The organism is Sporosarcina highlanderae (assembly GCF_030433715.1).
Taxonomy (GTDB): Bacteria; Bacillota; Bacilli; order Bacillales_A; family Planococcaceae; genus Sporosarcina; species Sporosarcina highlanderae.
Genome location: NZ_JAROCC010000002.1, coordinates 63,944 through 80,273, shown reverse-complemented (window position 1 = coordinate 80,273; position 16,330 = coordinate 63,944). Strand labels below are relative to the sequence as shown.

At 43.4% G+C, this 16,330-nt stretch carries 18 protein-coding genes; 16 read left to right on the top strand and 2 right to left on the bottom strand.

All coding sequences use genetic code 11. The annotated features are described in order from the left end of the window. Positions 1-63: 63 nt before the first annotated feature. From P5G49_RS02775 to P5G49_RS02710, 14 genes are all read left to right on the top strand, one after another. Positions 64-1,014 carry an ABC transporter permease gene (locus P5G49_RS02775; protein ID WP_301241950.1) on the top strand — a complete coding sequence of 317 codons (951 nt, stop codon included), beginning with the start codon at positions 64-66 and terminating at the stop codon, positions 1,012-1,014. Beyond that, complete coding sequence (locus tag P5G49_RS02770; RefSeq protein ID WP_301241949.1) at positions 1,007-1,957, top strand: iron chelate uptake ABC transporter family permease subunit; 951 nt, start codon at positions 1,007-1,009, stop codon at positions 1,955-1,957. Before P5G49_RS02775 ends, P5G49_RS02770 begins: the two co-directional genes overlap by 8 nt. Beyond that, complete coding sequence (locus P5G49_RS02765; protein ID WP_301241948.1) at positions 1,954-2,715, top strand: iron ABC transporter ATP-binding protein; 762 nt, start codon at positions 1,954-1,956, stop codon at positions 2,713-2,715. The genes P5G49_RS02770 and P5G49_RS02765 overlap by 4 nt, the downstream gene beginning before the upstream one ends. Positions 2,716-2,732: 17 nt before the next feature. Beyond that, on the top strand, positions 2,733-3,689 hold the full coding sequence (locus tag P5G49_RS02760; RefSeq protein ID WP_301241947.1) for a siderophore ABC transporter substrate-binding protein: 957 nt from the start codon (positions 2,733-2,735) through the stop codon (positions 3,687-3,689). Between the two features lie 150 nt (positions 3,690-3,839). Next, entirely contained in the window at positions 3,840-5,045 is a 1,206-nt protein-coding gene (locus tag P5G49_RS02755; protein WP_301241946.1) for an MFS transporter, read from the top strand. Positions 5,046-5,150: 105 nt separating this feature from the next. Continuing rightward, a complete protein-coding gene (locus P5G49_RS02750) occupies positions 5,151-5,495 on the top strand; it encodes a DUF6054 family protein (RefSeq protein WP_301241945.1) in 345 nt (114 codons plus the stop codon). Positions 5,496-5,629: 134 nt separating this feature from the next. Continuing rightward, entirely contained in the window at positions 5,630-6,295 is a 666-nt protein-coding gene (locus P5G49_RS02745) for a uracil-DNA glycosylase (protein WP_301241944.1), read from the top strand. Beyond that, entirely contained in the window at positions 6,285-6,806 is a 522-nt protein-coding gene (locus P5G49_RS02740) for an AAA family ATPase (RefSeq protein WP_363322153.1), read from the top strand. Before P5G49_RS02745 ends, P5G49_RS02740 begins: the two co-directional genes overlap by 11 nt. Further along, on the top strand, positions 6,803-7,360 hold the full coding sequence (locus tag P5G49_RS02735) for a hypothetical protein (RefSeq protein ID WP_301241942.1): 558 nt from the start codon (positions 6,803-6,805) through the stop codon (positions 7,358-7,360). The genes P5G49_RS02740 and P5G49_RS02735 overlap by 4 nt, the downstream gene beginning before the upstream one ends. 161 nt (positions 7,361-7,521) lie before the next feature. Further along, complete coding sequence (locus P5G49_RS02730) at positions 7,522-9,255, top strand: ABC transporter ATP-binding protein (RefSeq protein WP_301242275.1); 1,734 nt, start codon at positions 7,522-7,524, stop codon at positions 9,253-9,255. 12 nt (positions 9,256-9,267) lie between these two features. Continuing rightward, positions 9,268-9,492 carry a DUF6199 family natural product biosynthesis protein gene (locus tag P5G49_RS02725; protein ID WP_301241941.1) on the top strand — a complete coding sequence of 75 codons (225 nt, stop codon included), beginning with the start codon at positions 9,268-9,270 and terminating at the stop codon, positions 9,490-9,492. An 87-nt stretch (positions 9,493-9,579) separates the two neighbouring features. Further along, a complete protein-coding gene (locus tag P5G49_RS02720; protein ID WP_301241940.1) occupies positions 9,580-10,191 on the top strand; it encodes a DNA-3-methyladenine glycosylase in 612 nt (203 codons plus the stop codon). A 65-nt stretch (positions 10,192-10,256) separates the two neighbouring features. Then, a complete protein-coding gene (locus P5G49_RS02715; RefSeq protein ID WP_301241939.1) occupies positions 10,257-10,769 on the top strand; it encodes a type 1 glutamine amidotransferase domain-containing protein in 513 nt (170 codons plus the stop codon). A 142-nt stretch (positions 10,770-10,911) separates the two neighbouring features. Next, a complete protein-coding gene (locus P5G49_RS02710) occupies positions 10,912-11,967 on the top strand; it encodes a YkvI family membrane protein (RefSeq protein ID WP_301241938.1) in 1,056 nt (351 codons plus the stop codon). Positions 11,968-12,003: 36 nt separating this feature from the next. Here P5G49_RS02710 and hmpA read toward each other — a convergent pair whose 3' ends face one another. Continuing rightward, positions 12,004-13,197 carry an NO-inducible flavohemoprotein gene (gene hmpA, locus P5G49_RS02705; RefSeq protein WP_301241937.1) on the bottom strand — a complete coding sequence of 398 codons (1,194 nt, stop codon included), beginning with the start codon at positions 13,195-13,197 and terminating at the stop codon, positions 12,004-12,006. 163 nt (positions 13,198-13,360) lie between these two features. On the opposite strand from hmpA, the gene P5G49_RS02700 reads away from it, so the two are divergent. Next, positions 13,361-13,804, top strand: coding sequence for an RrF2 family transcriptional regulator (locus P5G49_RS02700; RefSeq protein ID WP_301241936.1), 444 nt, complete (start codon positions 13,361-13,363; stop codon positions 13,802-13,804). Between the two features lie 44 nt (positions 13,805-13,848). Next, complete coding sequence (locus P5G49_RS02695) at positions 13,849-14,775, top strand: manganese-dependent inorganic pyrophosphatase (protein ID WP_301241935.1); 927 nt, start codon at positions 13,849-13,851, stop codon at positions 14,773-14,775. A 93-nt stretch (positions 14,776-14,868) separates the two neighbouring features. On the opposite strand, the gene P5G49_RS02690 is transcribed toward P5G49_RS02695, so the two are convergent. Next, positions 14,869-16,245, bottom strand: a complete 1,377-nt coding sequence (locus tag P5G49_RS02690; RefSeq protein WP_301241934.1) for an FAD-dependent oxidoreductase — start codon at positions 16,243-16,245, stop codon at positions 14,869-14,871. Positions 16,246-16,330: the final 85 nt, after the last annotated feature.

Here is a 16,330-nt window from a genome sequence, read left to right as displayed (position 1 = left end):
AATCATTTTCACTAAAGATGATTCTCAATTGGAGCAAATAATTGATATCGGAGTTCAATCTTCATGAAGAAACGCTATTTGTTTATTGCACTTATATTACTATCATTCCTTTCGTTATTCGTTGGAGTGAGCTCAATATCACCAATGGACCTCCTCGATTTCCAGTCGGAGAAAACCGAAATTTTCCTCATAAGCCGTTTGCCAAGACTAGTAGCGATTCTTCTTGCGGGTGCGGGGATGAGTATTGCGGGTCTCATTATGCAACAGCTGAGTCGGAATAAATTCGTATCGCCGACAACTGCGGGAACATTGGATGCCACTCGTCTTGGAATATTGGTTTCGATGTTGCTTTTTACGAACGCATCTACGATTGAGAAAATGATAGTTGCCTTTGTATTTGCACTTGCTGGAACATTATTGTTCATGCAAATCTTGGACCGCATTAAATTCAAGGACGCAATCTTCATTCCGCTCGTCGGGCTCATGTTCGGAAATATCCTCTCTTCCATTACGACCTTTTTCGCTTACAAATCAAATGTCATCCAAAACATGGCGTCTTGGTTGCAAGGTGATTTTTCGATGATTATGGTCGGTCGGTACGAGCTTTTGTACATAAGCATCCCTGTTCTGATTATCACTTATTTATACGCCAACCGCTTTACGGTTGCGGGAATGGGTGAGGACTTTTCCAAAAACTTGGGACTTGCTTATAAAAGGATTGTCAATATCGGCCTAATATTGGTGGCTCTTGTAACGACCACGGTCATCTTGACTGTCGGGATGATTCCATTTTTAGGGTTGATCATTCCAAATATCGTGTCTATTTTCCACGGAGATCATTTGAAGAAAACGTTACCGCACACCGCGTTGTTAGGTGCGATCTTCCTTTTGATCTGTGATATTTTAGGCAGGGTTCTCATCTATCCTTACGAAATTTCGATCAGTTTAATGGTCGGCGTCATTGGAAGCGGTATATTCCTCTATTTGTTATTTAGGAGGAAAGCATATGCGTGATTCGACTAAAATGATCATTCTATCGGCTCTAGCAGTTGTTTTTTGCTCGTTGTATTTGTTTCATGATTTAAATGGTAGTTTTGATTATGCGCTACCCCGCCGTGCTATTAAAGTGTTAGCGATGGTGTTGACTGGAGTTGCAATTGCATATTCGACAGTCATCTTCCAGACGATTACGCATAATCGCATCTTAACCCCAAGTATAATGGGGTTGGATTCTTTGTATTTATTGCTACAGACGGTCGTCATTTTTTTCCTTGGCTCCAGCCATATTACAATCGTTAACAGACATGTGAACTTCATCTTATCGGTTTCGACAATGATCGTTTTTGCGCTCATTTTATACCGTTTGCTCTTCAAGAGGGGTGGCCAGCCGATTTACTTCCTATTACTTGTCGGGATTATCGTTGGTACGTTCTTTGAAAGCATCTCGACTTTCCTACAAGTGCTGATTGATCCAAATGAATTTCTGAAAGTGCAGGACAAAATGTTCGCGAGCTTCAATAATGTGAGTGGTGAACTGGTATGGTGGGCACTCGGGATTGTCATCCTGACGTTTTTGGTCGGATGGAAATCATTCAATGACCTTGATGTACTATCCCTTGGTAGGGATACGGCAATAAACCTTGGTGTTTCTTACGACCAGGTAGTCAAGCTAATGCTTGTCATTTCTGCGGTATTGATATCTGTATCGACTGCTCTTGTTGGTCCGATTACATTTTTCGGATTGATTGTTGCAAACTTATCCTATCAGTTTTTTAAATCATATAAACACAAGATCCTTATCGCGGGTGCCTCGGTAATGAGTATTATTGCACTTGTCGGTGGTCAATGGGTCGTGGAGCGGATATTCACCTTCTCGACTACGTTGAGTGTCATTATCAATTTCATCGGCGGTGTGTATTTCATCTATTTACTATTAAAGGAGAGTCGATCCTCATGATCCAAGTTCGAGAGTTGTCTAAGTTCTATGGGAAAAAGGCAGTCGTTGAAAAGGTGAATGTTAATATCCATCGAGGTAAAATTACATCTTTCATCGGTCCGAACGGAGCTGGGAAGTCGACACTTCTTTCAATGGTCAGTCGTCTTATTGACGCAGATACCGGCGAAGTGCTTGTGGATAATGATCATGTTCAAAAAATGAAATCAAATGAGTTCTCGAAGCGCGTTTCGATTCTGAAACAATCGAACTTCATGAATGTACGATTGACGATTCGTGAGTTGGTGTCATTTGGCCGCTTTCCTTATTCAAGAGGCAAGCTTAATGCGGAGGATATCCGGATTATCGAGCAGGCAATGGATTATATGGGCCTGATGGAAATGCAGAATGATTATATGGATGAATTATCAGGAGGTCAACGCCAGCGCGCTTTTATCGCAATGACGATTGCACAGGACACGGATTATGTTCTGCTTGACGAACCGCTCAACAACTTGGATATGAAACATTCCGTTCAAATCATGAAAATTCTGCGTAGATTAGTTGACGAACTTGGAAAGACTGTTGTTATCGTACTTCACGACATTAACTTTGCATCCGTCTATTCTGATCGGATTGTCGCCTTAAAAAATGGCAGGGTCGTCCGCGATGGCCCGACAGAAGAAATCATCAATTCGGATGCATTGAAGGAAATTTACGATATGGATATACCGATTAAAAAGATGAATAACTGTAATATCTGCGTCTATTTCAATTCATAAACAAAGGATGGTAGTAAATGAAAAAGTTAACAATGATGCTCTTGCTTGCTTCTCTCATGATTGTACTCGCAGCATGCGGCACTAAAAATAAAGATGAAGATAAAACATCAGGTTCTGAAGCGAACGACGTTAGCGAAACCATTTCTGTTGAACATGAACTTAGTGACAAACCTGTAGAAGTTAAGAAAAACCCTGAAAAAGTTGTTGTATTCGATTTTGGAACACTTGATACGTTGGATGATTTAGGCGTTGAAGTTGCAGCTTTGCCAAGAGCAAATGTGCCCACATATCTCTCGAAATATGATGACGATAAATACACTAACGTCGGAAGTTTGAAAGAACCTGACTTTGAAGCGATTCATGCTATGAAACCGGATCTTATCATCATTTCAACACGACAAGCTGAACTTTATGATCAATTCGCGGAAATCGCTCCAACTATTTACGTTGGTATCGACTATGCTCATTATATGGATTCATTTAAGCATAATGCTGAATTGATCGGTGAAATTTTTGGGAAAGAAGAAGAGGTTCAAAAAGAACTTGATGACATAGACGCTAAAATCGCAGCAATAAAAGAAAAAACAAAAGTGAGTGACGAAACCGCTCTTATCGTTTTAGCAAGCGAAGGAAAAGTGAGTGCCTATGGGCCAAACTCTCGTTTCGGTCTCATCCACGATGTATTGGGTTATAAAGCAGCTGATGAAAAAATTGAAGTATCTACCCATGGACAGAACATTTCATTTGAGTACATTTTCGAGAAAAATCCTGATGTCCTATTCGTCATCGACCGTGATGCAGCAATCGGTAACGGTGCAAGCGCAAAAAAATCTGTGGAAAATGAACTTGTTAAGAAAACCAACGCATATAAAAATGGGAAAATCGTTTACTTGAACGGGGAGTACTGGTACTTATCAGGTGGCGGATTGCTCTCTATGAAAGAAATGATTGAAGAAATTGAAGCATCATTATAATTAATTTCAAGGGTTTGCTCACACTAAGTGAGCAGGCCTTTTTTTATTGGTACCTATACTAAAAATTAACTCTTGTAACAATATCTATCTAAACGTATAATGACAAGTGTCAAGACAGTACATTAATCTAAGACGAGAGGCAGACAACTTATGAAAACTAACAAAAAAGGAATTTCCCGCAATAAATTATTAGTTATCTCAGGCACGGGCTGGATGTTCGATGCAATGGACGTCGGAATTCTTTCATTCGTCATCGCGGCCGTTGCAGTCGAGTGGTCTCTATCACCAGCTGAGATGGGTTGGATCGGCAGCATGAATTCAATCGGTATGGCTATTGGAGCATTTGGCTTCGGGCTGTTGGCAGATCGTATTGGTAGGAAAAACGTTTTTATGATGACACTTGTACTCTTTTCATTAGCAAGCGGATTGTCGGCACTGACGACGACGTTGACGGTATTCCTCATTTTACGTTTCTTCGTCGGGGCAGGACTCGGAGGGGAACTGCCCGTTGCATCCACGCTTGTTTCAGAAAGCGTCTCCGCGAAAGAGCGTGGACGGGTTGTTGTATTATTGGAAAGCTTCTGGGCGGCGGGCTGGCTTGTGGCTGCATTAATAGCATATTTCATCATTCCAGAGTATGGCTGGCGGATAGCGCTTATCCTAACAGCACTTCCAGCGTTTTATGCAATCTACTTGCGACGGAACTTGCCTGACTCCCCAAAATTTAAACAGGAGGGGAAACCAAAGCAATCACTTGGTATGAAAATGAAACTCATCTGGTCGAAAGAATATGCACGCAGGACGACAATGCTTTGGATTGTCTGGTTTACGGTCGTATTCTCCTATTATGGTATGTTCCTTTGGCTCCCAAGCGTCATGGTCATGAAAGGGTTCGACATGATTCACAGCTTCAAATACGTCCTTATCATGACATTGGCGCAGTTGCCAGGCTATTTCACCGCGGCATGGCTCATCGAGAGGGCAGGCCGTAAATTTGTCTTATCGACCTATTTAATCGGAACAGCCATCAGTGCCCTTCTATTCGGTAATGCGGAGGGGCTCACGATGCTTCTTGTTTCAGGAGCATTCCTTTCATTTTTCAACTTAGGAGCATGGGGAGCACTCTACGCCTATTCGCCGGAACAATATCCGACAGCGGTACGGGCAACCGGCTCCGGTACAGCAGCGGCAGTCGGCCGGATTGGCGGCATTTTCGGTCCGTTGTTGGTTGGTTCACTTTTGACAGCAGGCTACGGTTTCGGGCTTATTTTCGGCATATTCTGTTGTGCAATTATCATTGGTGTCCTTGCAGTAATCTTTTTAGGAACAGAAACAAAACAATTGGAACTGGAATGATTTTGGACCGACGTCTCTCATAAAGGCGTCGGTCTTTTTTTGTCCAATAAATTGAAACTTCCATTTGCCCCCAATCGTATTAGAACTAAAGAGGGGGATGATGAAATGTCAGTCAAGGAGTTTACAGTGAAAATCTCTCCGGCAGAAGCGGCAAACACGATTGAATCTGAAATTCTTCGAGGAAGTATTAGCGGGACATTGGTCGATCATTATGTGAGGACGACTGGATCTGCGGAAGTGCACGTATTAATTATGGAGAAATACTATATGCGCTCAAACAACCGGGCGTCGGTCACGGCGACGATTGATAATTTTGATGGAAGCACGCGCGTCCATGTCGTGGCGGCAGGTAGTTCGGAAGGTGTTTTCTTCAGATTTGATTGGGGAGCCGGAAACAGTTTTGCGACAAGTGTTGAACGTTCGTTGGAACAATATATCATTGGTGAATAATGAAATTCGCAATTATCGATCCGTTTCGATATGATCGGATATACTAAGGAACCAAGTAGAACAAACAAGGCTTTGAGAAAAGCAATATTAATTGAAACAATTAGGCTGTTGCAAGGCTGAAAGGGAGTGTGCCGATGTTTCGAATACCTGAATCGATTGCAGAACTTGGACGTGAACGGCTAAAAGGATTTCCGGTGGAGGGCTTTGTCTATGGAGAAGGCCCCCAGAAGCCTGAGCTTTTGCTGATTGGTGAAGCGCCTGGGGAATTCGAGGCAGTGGACGGAATCCCTTTCATCGGTAGGGCAGGCAAGGAATTGATGAAGTCGCTCGATTCAATTGGATTGACGCGTGAGGATGTCTATATAACGAGTACTGTTCGTAGCCGGCCATACAAATGGGGCGAAAAACGTGAGCGAGACGGCACGATGACGAAGCGGAAATACAATAGGCCGCCGACTGCGAAAGAGATTTTGGCGCATGCACCGGTGCTCGATTATGAGATTGCAAATATCGAGCCGAAGCTGATCGTGGCGCTTGGGAATGTCGGATTGCAAAGGCTCTTAGGCAAAGACGCGAAAGTGACAGAGCTACATGGGCAATTGTTGGAAAGGCCGGTTCAATTTCTTCCGGATCTCGATAGCACCAAGTTCGAGTGGACAAATAAAGTATATCGAATCGTTCCGACATTTCATCCGGCAGCCGTTTTCTATCGTCCATCACACAGGCCGGATTTGGAGGCGGATTGGTTGGCGATTGGCGAGATGCTGAAGAGAATTGGGGATGGGGATAATGAAATATAATCGGATTTTGGTCATTGGCTGCAGCGGTGCGGGGAAATCGACGTTGTCGATTGAGCTTGCGGATCGATTGCATTTGCCCGTCCTTCATTTAGATGCACTATTTTGGAATGAAGGATGGGTGCCAACACCGAAACAAGAATTTAGGGAGAAACTGCAAACTGAATTGGAGAAGCCCGCATGGATCATCGATGGTAATTTCAACTCCACGATTGAGATGCGGGCTCAATATGCTGATTTAATTATCTTCCTCGATTTCCCGAATTGGTTATGTTTGTCGCGGATTTTAAAGCGACGGTGGATGTATCGGGGGAAGACAAGGCCTGATATGGCGGAGGGTTGCGAGGAGAAGGTAGATTGGGAGTTTGTAAAGTTCATATGGACGTATCCGAAAAAGAAGCGGCCGGGTGTTTTTGAAATGCTATGGCGCAGCGGGGCGGAAGTAATTGTATTGAAGTCGCCGCGTGAAGTGGAGAATTGGTTGAGGATGTTGGATATGGGGGAATCGAATTGAAGAAGAAATTCTTGATAATGTCAAGTATTGCTCTGTTCATATTTTTGATGACGGTTCTCTTTCCGCATTCGCCTTTAAGTGCCTATCAGTCCGTTGGATTCGATGCGGATCTTCCTTATTTGCAAGATTATAAGAAAAAACTGCATGAATTCAAGCAGGTGCATGACGGGAATACAGTTAAAGAGTGGAATCGGGTGAACTATGATACTGACTTGATATTGGATTTGTACGGGATGGATTTTATGACGTCTGCTAGAGTGAAAGTGGGCAAGGGAGATTTGAATTGGATGTTGGTTGACGTTCGAATGTTGCGTGATAGGCTTTTAGATATAGCTTTTCAGGAAAAGCATTCGTCGGAATCAAGAAAGTATCTTGAAGCAAGTGTGAGGAAGATTCTTAAGGCAGAGGAAGATATATTATGGTTGAAAGACCAACCGTTCTATTCGAGATTTCTGTTGATCAAGCATTTGAAGAACATTCAGGAAGATATTAAGATGAGTTTCGATATGTATAAGCATTTTTATGAGGCTTACGATTGGTATGATGGTGAATGAGAAGCGGGCTATACGCATGTGGATGCATTTATGAGCTTTTATCCCCTTTTATGCGTGCCTATTCTTGTTTATGCGTATCTATCGGAGGTTATGAGCTTTTTTGGGTTTTTATGAGTGATTAGGCAGATTTATGCGTATTTGGGGAGAAAAGAGGAATGATGATGGAAAAAGAGTTGAAGACGAAAGGGTCGATGAAGGAATTCGTTGTTTTATTGCGGCAACTGAAATGGCCGAAGGGGATTACGGTGATTGCGCTTGTTCTTGCTTTATTTTCTACGGCGGCGAGTTTGGCAATACCGTTAGTGACACGGCAGCTTGTGGATTCGTTGACGGCGGCTGCTTTTAACTGGCAGACTGCTGTGTTCTTGTTTACGGTTTTTGTTTTGCAGGCTGTATTGGGTGGGGTTTCGTATTATTTACTTGCTTACATCGGTGAGACGATTGTGGCGGATTTGAGGACTAAGTTATGGGATAAGGTGCTACGACTTCCCGTACCGTATTACGATGAGAATGAAACTGGGGAGACTATGAGCAGGATTACGCAGGATACGACGATTCTAAAGCAGTTGGTGTCGGATCATCTTGTATCGTTCATTACAGGAATCATTTCCGTAATCGGAGCTGTTGCAATCCTATTGTATCTTGACTGGAAGATGACGCTCATTATGTTAATCAGCATTCCTGTTAGTATGGCGATTATCTTACCACTTGGTAGAATTATGCACAAAATAGCGAAGGCAACACAAGGGGAGATGGCGAAATTCTCGGGGCATCTTGGGCGGGTGCTTGGCGATATCCGGTTGGTGAAGGCGTATCGTGCGGAGCCGGCTGAAGGAGAGAAGGGTAGAATGGCGATAAGCTCGCTGTTTTCATTCGGCTTGAAAGAGGCTAAAATACAGGCTATCATCTCGCCTGTCATGACTCTTATAATGATGAGTATCTTAGTGGTGATCTTGGGATACGGTGGTGCGCAGGTGGCCAATGAGACGCTATCCGCCGGAACGCTTGTAGCAATCATTTTTCTAATGTTCCAGATTATCATTCCGTTTGCGCGTATGGCACAGGTGTTTACGATTTTCCAGAAGGCAGTCGGTGCAACCGAGCGTATTCAACAGATTTTAGGGATGGATGGAGAGAATGCCAAGGGGCTTCGTGTAGTGCCAACTAGCGGTATTCAATTCGAGTCAGTCGATTTTTCGTATGAAAGCGGTAAGGATGTTCTTCGTGAGGTTTCATTCAAGGCAGAACCCGGAACAGTGACTGCGTTTGTCGGACCAAGCGGTGGTGGGAAAACGACGATTTTCTCACTTATTGAGCGGTTTTATTTACCGACGGATGGTACGATTTCAATCGGTGATACGCCGATTTCAGAAATCGCTTTGTCCGAATGGCGTGAACGAATCGGTTATGTATCGCAGGAAAGTCCGTTGTTGAGTGGGACGATTTTAGATAATATCGCATACGGTTTAGAGAAACGCCCTACTATGGATGAGGTGCGAAAGGCTTCGGAGGCGGCGAATGCGCTAGACTTCATTGTAGCGATGGAGGACGGGTTTGAAACGCTTGTCGGAGAAAGAGGCATGAAGCTTTCGGGCGGCCAACGCCAACGAATTGCAATTGCCAGAGCTCTTTTGCATGACCCGGAGATTTTACTGCTTGACGAGGCGACTTCGAATTTGGATAGCGGTTCTGAAACTCATGTACAGGAGGCGCTACAACGGTTGATGGAGGGGCGAACGACTTTGATTATCGCTCATCGATTGTCGACTGTAATTGACGCGGACCAACTTATCTTCCTTGAAGCGGGGCGGATTACGGGAATAGGCACGCATGATGAATTAATCAACTCCCATCCACTGTATCGTGAATTTGCGGAAGGACAGGGGTTGAAATAGGGGGAGTTCATGGTGGCTGAATTCATTGTATGTTTCATTATTAGCATACCGCTATATCTGATTCTTATATGGCAGGTATTTAATCCTGAAGACGCGGTGTTGTGGGGGAAGCGCTGGATGTATAAGGATCAGCCCGAGGTTTCGGATGAAGCGATAAAGTATGTAAAGATCATGTCGATTGTCGCGATATTCGTGCTGACTTTCATTTTTGTTGTTTTCTTAATTAAGCTAATATGAAAATGCGTATCCGATACTTTTCGGATACGTTTTTTAATAGGATTCATTTCATCATAATACGGCTATCCTAAGAAAGAGGGAATTGGCATGGACGGAGGGATTCTTTTGTACGTACCGATTGATAAGGATTTTTTCGAGAGACCAGTTCTTGAGCTTGCACGGAATCTGGTCGGTCAATATATAGTACATGAGCTGCCTGAGGGGATCATGGCTGCACGAATAGTAGAGACGGAAGCCTACCATGGGCCTGAGGATCGAGCAGCCCATAGCTTTGGGAACCGTCGGACGAAGCGGACGGAGATCATGTTTGGCGCGCCTGGGCTCGTATATACCTACCAGATGCATACACATACATTGATGAATGTCGTCTGTGGGCCTGTCGGAACTCCCCATGCAGTACTGATTCGTGCAGCCGAGCCGGTCGATGGACTCGAGCTGATGCGCGACAATCGCGGATTGAAATTGAAGATGAAAGACTGGACGAATGGGCCGGGGAAGCTTTCAAAAGCGCTTGGTGTAACGATGAAGTATTACGGGCATCATTGGTCGGACAAGCCGCTTTTCATTGCCAAGGGGCCAGGTGCAGAGAAAATTGAAACTGGTCCACGTGTCGGAATTGGCAATACGGGTGAGGCCGTCCATTATCCATGGAGATTCTTCGAAAAGGATAATCCTTATGTCTCAAAGTACCGCCTTTAAGTTTAGCACCCTATAGAAGTGGAATAGAAGTAGGGATAGCATAATTTGAAAGGATGGATGGACTATTGGCTAAAATAGCTACTGTTATCACAAATCTGTTCGAGGACTCGGAGTATACTGAACCGGCGAAAGCCTTTCAGGAGGCGGGGCATGAAGTCGTCACAATCGAGAAGGAAGCTGGGAAAGAAGTGAAAGGAAAAAAAGGTGATTCCACTGTAACGATTGATGTTGGAATTGCGGATGCTTCTCCTGAAGACTATGATGCCCTTTTCATCCCTGGAGGATTTTCACCTGACCAGCTAAGGGCGGATGACCGATTCGTGGAATTCGCAAAAAAGTTCATGGATGATAAAAAGCCTGTTTTTGCAATCTGCCACGGACCACAGCTGCTAATTACCGCAAAAACATTGGAGGGAAGGGACGCAACAGGTTATAAGTCCATCAAAGTGGATATGGAATATGCTGGAGCGAAATATGCGGATAAGGAAGTTGTCGTATGCCAAAATCAGTTGGTGACGAGCCGAACGCCGGATGATTTGCCTGCTTTCATACGTGAATCGAATAAACTTTTAGGTTGAGTGCAATCATGAGGGAGGGGGGATTTTACAATCCTGCCCTCCCTTTTTTATATTGAAATCCGGAATGACCTTGTCCATAATTACATAACGTACTAATACGATAAGGGTTGAATTTATTGGTCAAGAGGAGGGCAAGGTGCAGTTGAAAAAGGTACTTAAAATAGGTAGCGCATTTATAGGAATAATCGTCGGTGCAGGCTTTGCATCCGGGCAGGAGATTCTGCAATACTTTACCAGCTTCGGAATGATGGGAATAGCAGCTGCGCTTTTATCCACAGCTTTGTTTGCGTATTTAGGAATGGTTTTGACAAGGCTTGGAAGCAGGATGCGGGCAACTTCACACAAGGACGTCATTTATAAAATTAGTGGCCGATTTTTAGGCGTCATAATTGACTACATCATCATATTCACTTTGTTTGGTGTTGGCGTTGTCATGATTGCCGGGGCAGGCTCCAATTTGGAGCAACAATTTGGCGTACCATCTGTCATAGGAAGCCTGTTGATGGTTGCGCTGATTTTCATTTCCATTCTAATGAATATTGATGAAGTAGTTGCTGTTATTGGAAGTATTACGCCATTTCTTATCCTATCCATCATCATTGTTTCAGTCTTTAGTCTACTGACGATGGATCAACCCTTTGCTGAGCTTGATGTTGTAGCTAAAGAAGTACCAACTACATTGCCGAACTGGTTCATCTCCGCCATCAATTACGTATCGTTTAACATTGCGGTAGGTGCCTCAATGTCATTAGTGATGGGTGGAGAGGAGAAGGATGAAAAGACCGCAGCTTTAGGCGGGCTTGTCGGAGGTTTCGGTTTAGGAATCCTGATTCTACTTAGCGACTTGGCGATTTTCTCAAAAGTGGAGACAATCGCGGATGTGGATTTGCCGATGTTAGCAATCATCAATGAAATCTCTCCGATTTTCGCCATATTCATGGCATTCATTTTATATGGAATGATTTTCAATACGGCTGTCAGTATGTTCTACGCATTTGGGGCACGATTTACCAAAGTAGGAACAAGGAATTTCAAGATGTTTGTATTCATCACGTTACTTGTCGGATTCGGACTAAGCTTCTTACGCTTTAAACTGTTAGTTGCTTACTTCTATCCATGGATCGGCTATTTGGGATTACTCCTATCAGTCATTTTGATCGTTACTTCATTTAGAATGCCGAAAAAAGTAAGACGATGAAAAGGGGCCCCGCGATGGAGCCCCTTTTTACATTTATCAGTTAGTAGCCAAATCCCATTGCAATTCTTCAGCTGGCTCAAAGAACTCGAAGTGAATTTTATCTTCCGTTGCTCCGTTTGCGACCAATCCGGAAATGACAGCTTGCATGAAAGGCGTTGGACCACAGACGTAAATATCGCTTCCTTCCGATACATGCTTCGCAAGGAATTCACGGTTGATGAATCCATCGCCTTCTTCAGAATATAGCACTTCGTATTTAGCGTTTTGTAGTGATTCAGTCATTGCCTGCAACTCTTTATGGAATGCTTGGTGACCGCGAGTACGAGCTGAATGCAGGAATGTAACCGGGCGTTCAGGTGTCGTCTTAGCGATTGTCTGATACATCGCCATCATTGGCGTAATCCCGACACCACCGCTAATCAATGTGACAGGTGTAGTGCTTTCTGTATCCAGATAGAAATCACCAGCTGGCGCACTGATTTCGATTTTATCGCCGATATTCAAGCTTCTATGAAGGTACACAGAAGCCTTACCGTTCGGATTGCACTCGTCTTCACGTTTTACCGAAATACGTAATGTATCGTTGCCTGTTGCTTGTGACAAGCTATATTGACGGTTAATCGTGAATTCGTCTCCAGGAATTTGAAAGCGTACTGTAATGTATTGACCTGGTTTATAAGTTGGCAATTTTTGACCGTCAACTGGTTTGAAGTAGAAAGAAGTGATGACTTCGCTTTCAGGAACCTTTTTGACGAGTTCAAATTCCTTGAACGTTCTCCAGCCGCCTTCAGCTTCTTCCGCATTGTCGTACATTTCGTTTTCAATACCGATAAATGCGTCCGCGATCACTTGGTATGCTTCTCCCCAAGCTGCAATGATTTCAGGAGTTGCTGCATCACCAAGAACTTCTTTGATCGCTCCAAGAAGATGGTATCCGACAATTGGGTAATGTTCTTTTTGGATTCCTAATGAACGGTGCTTATGCGCGATTTGGACAACAGCTGGAATGATAGCACCTAAGTTGTCGATATGTGCTGCAGCTGCGTAGACTGTATTGGCAAGTGCGGTTTGTTGACGACCTTTCGATTGGTTTGCGTGGTTAAAAATGTTTAAAAGCTCTGGATGAGCAGCGAACATATTTTTATAAAAAACGGTTGTAATTGTTTTTCCATGTTGTTCAAGTACTGGTACTGTGGATTTTACGATATCAATTGTTTCTTGTGATAACATTGAATGCACAACCTTTCTTGTATTAATAATTCTACAATAAACGATTAGCTGCTCTAAAGCTATATCTAAAATACACCTTAAAGAGTGATGTAGGATTTTAGACACATTTCTTTCACGATACAGACATAATCGTTATAATAGGTTGGAGAATGGCGGTGAAATTATGCGGTTAACCTTATATACAGATTTTTCATTACGTGTACTTATATACCTTGGAGCCAAGGATCAGAATGAATTATCAACCATTCAGGAGATCTCAGATAAGTACCGGATATCAAAAAACCATCTGACGAAAGTCGTCCATGAATTGGGGAAGATGGGACTAATTGAAACAGTACGTGGGCGCGGAGGTGGTATCCGCATGAAGTTGAGACCTGAAGAGATTAATGTGGGTCAGCTTGTACGAAAAACGGAAGATGATTTTTATCTGGTGGAATGCTTCAGTGCCGATGGAAATCGATGTATACTCTCGCCTGTTTGCCGGTTAAAAGGTGCACTCCAAGAAGCTCTTCTTGCTTATTTTGCAGTTTTAGACAAGTATACGATTGCAGATTTTATTGTGAATAAAGATGAGCTTGCCGCAATTCTGTTCGGCAAACCTTTATGATAGAATAAGAAAGAAATTATATATAAATATGTAGGAGGATTTAAATGGGAAAAGTATTAGTATTTGGACATAAAAACCCTGACACCGATTCCATAACGGCTGCAATCAGCTTGGCTTATTTAAAACAGCAGCTTGGAATGGACGCGGAAGCAGTTCGTCTTGGCTCCATTTCGGGTGAAACAGCTTATGCTTTAAGCCAGTTCGGTTTCGAAGCTCCACGCTTAATAGAAAAGGCTGCACCGGAAGCGCAACAAGTCATTCTTGTTGACCATAATGAAAAACAACAGAGCGTCGATGATCTCGATGATGTACAAGTTATTGAAGTTGTCGATCACCATCGAATCGCCAACTTCCAAACGGCTGATCCGCTTTATTACCGCGCTGAACCAGTTGGTTGCACAGCTACAATTTTGAATAAATTGTACAAAGAGCATGGTGTCGAAATTCCGAAAAACATTGCAGGACTTATGCTTTCGGCAATCATTTCCGATTCGCTATTATTCAAATCACCGACGTTTACAGAACAGGATCGTGTTGCTGCTGAAGAGTTGGCTGCAATTGCGGATGTAGACGCGCATGTATATGGTCTTGAAATGTTGAAAGCAGGTGCGGATTTAAGCGGGAAATCGCTTGAAGAGCTTGTATCATTGGATGCGAAAGAGTTCACAATGGGCGGAGCGAAAGTTGAGATTGCCCAAGTGAATGCGATTGATGTGAATGACGTTATGAGCCGTCAAGCAGAGCTTGAAGTTCTATTGAACAGCGTCATTGAAGAAAAAGGATTGTCTCTATTCCTGTTCGCTGTGACAGATATCCTGAATAATGATTCAACAGTTATCGCATTGGGTACGGCGGCTGAACGCGCATGTGCCGCATTCAATGTCGCATTGACGAACAATACGGCAATCCTAAAAGGCGTTGTATCAAGAAAGAAACAAATCGTTCCAGTGTTGACTGAAGCGTTAAAATGAAATTAGGGTTGTGCTCTTTCTAATTGGAGAGCACAACCTTTTTATATTGGTAATGTAGTTAATTCAGTGCCCTTTGGTACATCTACTTTTACATCATCCCAAATCCAAAGGCTTTGTCGCAGGCCCTTCCAAAATAGAGCCGTCTTTTCGGAAACGGGATCCATGGCAAGGACAATCCCATGTCTCGTCCGCTTCATTCCATTTTGTCCTACACCCCATATGAGTGCATATCGGTGTTCCGGTTCGTCTAATATACCCGCCCGTGAATTCCTTAAGCACAAGACCGGTATTCTTCAAAGCCTGTACAAGAAATGAACCGAACCCAGTTCTATCTGGAGCGTATAACGAACTCGCCTTATTGTCCCGGCCGATAATCTGATCACTTATGATCCTTGCGCAAGCAAGCGAATTAGATAGCCCCCATTTTCTGAAACCTGTGTTTAAGTAAACATACGGCATGCTTTTTGAAATCGGACCGGCATATGGAATAAGATCGGGTGTGGACGGATCCTGTGCCGACCACTTATACTGCAGCGGGTCAAGATGGTAGACGTATTTCAATTCCGAGTCTAAGGTTCGGTAGTGTATTCGCGTTTCCTTTTCCACATTAGCAGGATGTCCCTCTCCGGATAGTAGGAAGTGAGCTTGTCCATCGATGAAAGCCGTCCGTACAGAACGCTTTGGTGAATCAACTGAAATGTATTGCCCTTGCAAAGGCATATTGGCAGAGGTGGATACTACGTACGATCTCCCGACAGTCAATTTAAGGATTTGCAATCCTTGTAAAGCTGCTATTGGATAATGAGTACATAATATGAGTTTGTTAAATTGAATTTCATTATTAGAGTTTGTGTTGAGGATTCTTTTCTTCAAATCCATCAAGCGGATTTGCGTTTTTTCGAATATGCGGGCGCCTGCTTTAACTGATAGTTGAGCTAAATGCTGGCCGAATCGTACAGGATGGATTTGAGCTTCATCTTTAATCGTGAGCGTGGCTTCAGTTTTTAATGGAAGTTCGCTATCTCTTCCTAACACGGCTGCTATGCCAATCTCGTCATATGCCCTTTTTTCATCCTGAAGCAGTTTTGTCCCAAACTTTGATTGTGAAAAGAGTATTGAGTTTGCATCCCAAAGCTCATCTCCTATCGCAAAACCCTTTCCGAATAAAACAGCTTCACGGTTTGCGTCAAAATAAGTCTTTGCATTATCGCGTCCAAATTGCTTAATCAGATTAGCATAAACAAGATCATGCTGTAATGTTAGCTTGCCAGTTGAATTGCCCGTTGCTCCGCTCAAGATCTCGTCCTTTTCCAACAAGACGACGTCCAATCCTTCTTTTGCTAAAAAGTAGGCATTTGCGATTCCACTTAATCCTCCTCCGATTATGCAGACATCACACGATATATCTTTATCTAAAGCGGGGTAGGAATCCCGCGTATAGGCGGTTTTCAGCCAAAGTGAATTATTCATGCTCAGTCCTCCAATAGATTCTTCACTAACAACATCAGTAGGCATATTCATTGTTGCCAGATTAAATGAATTCTAAAATAAGAAA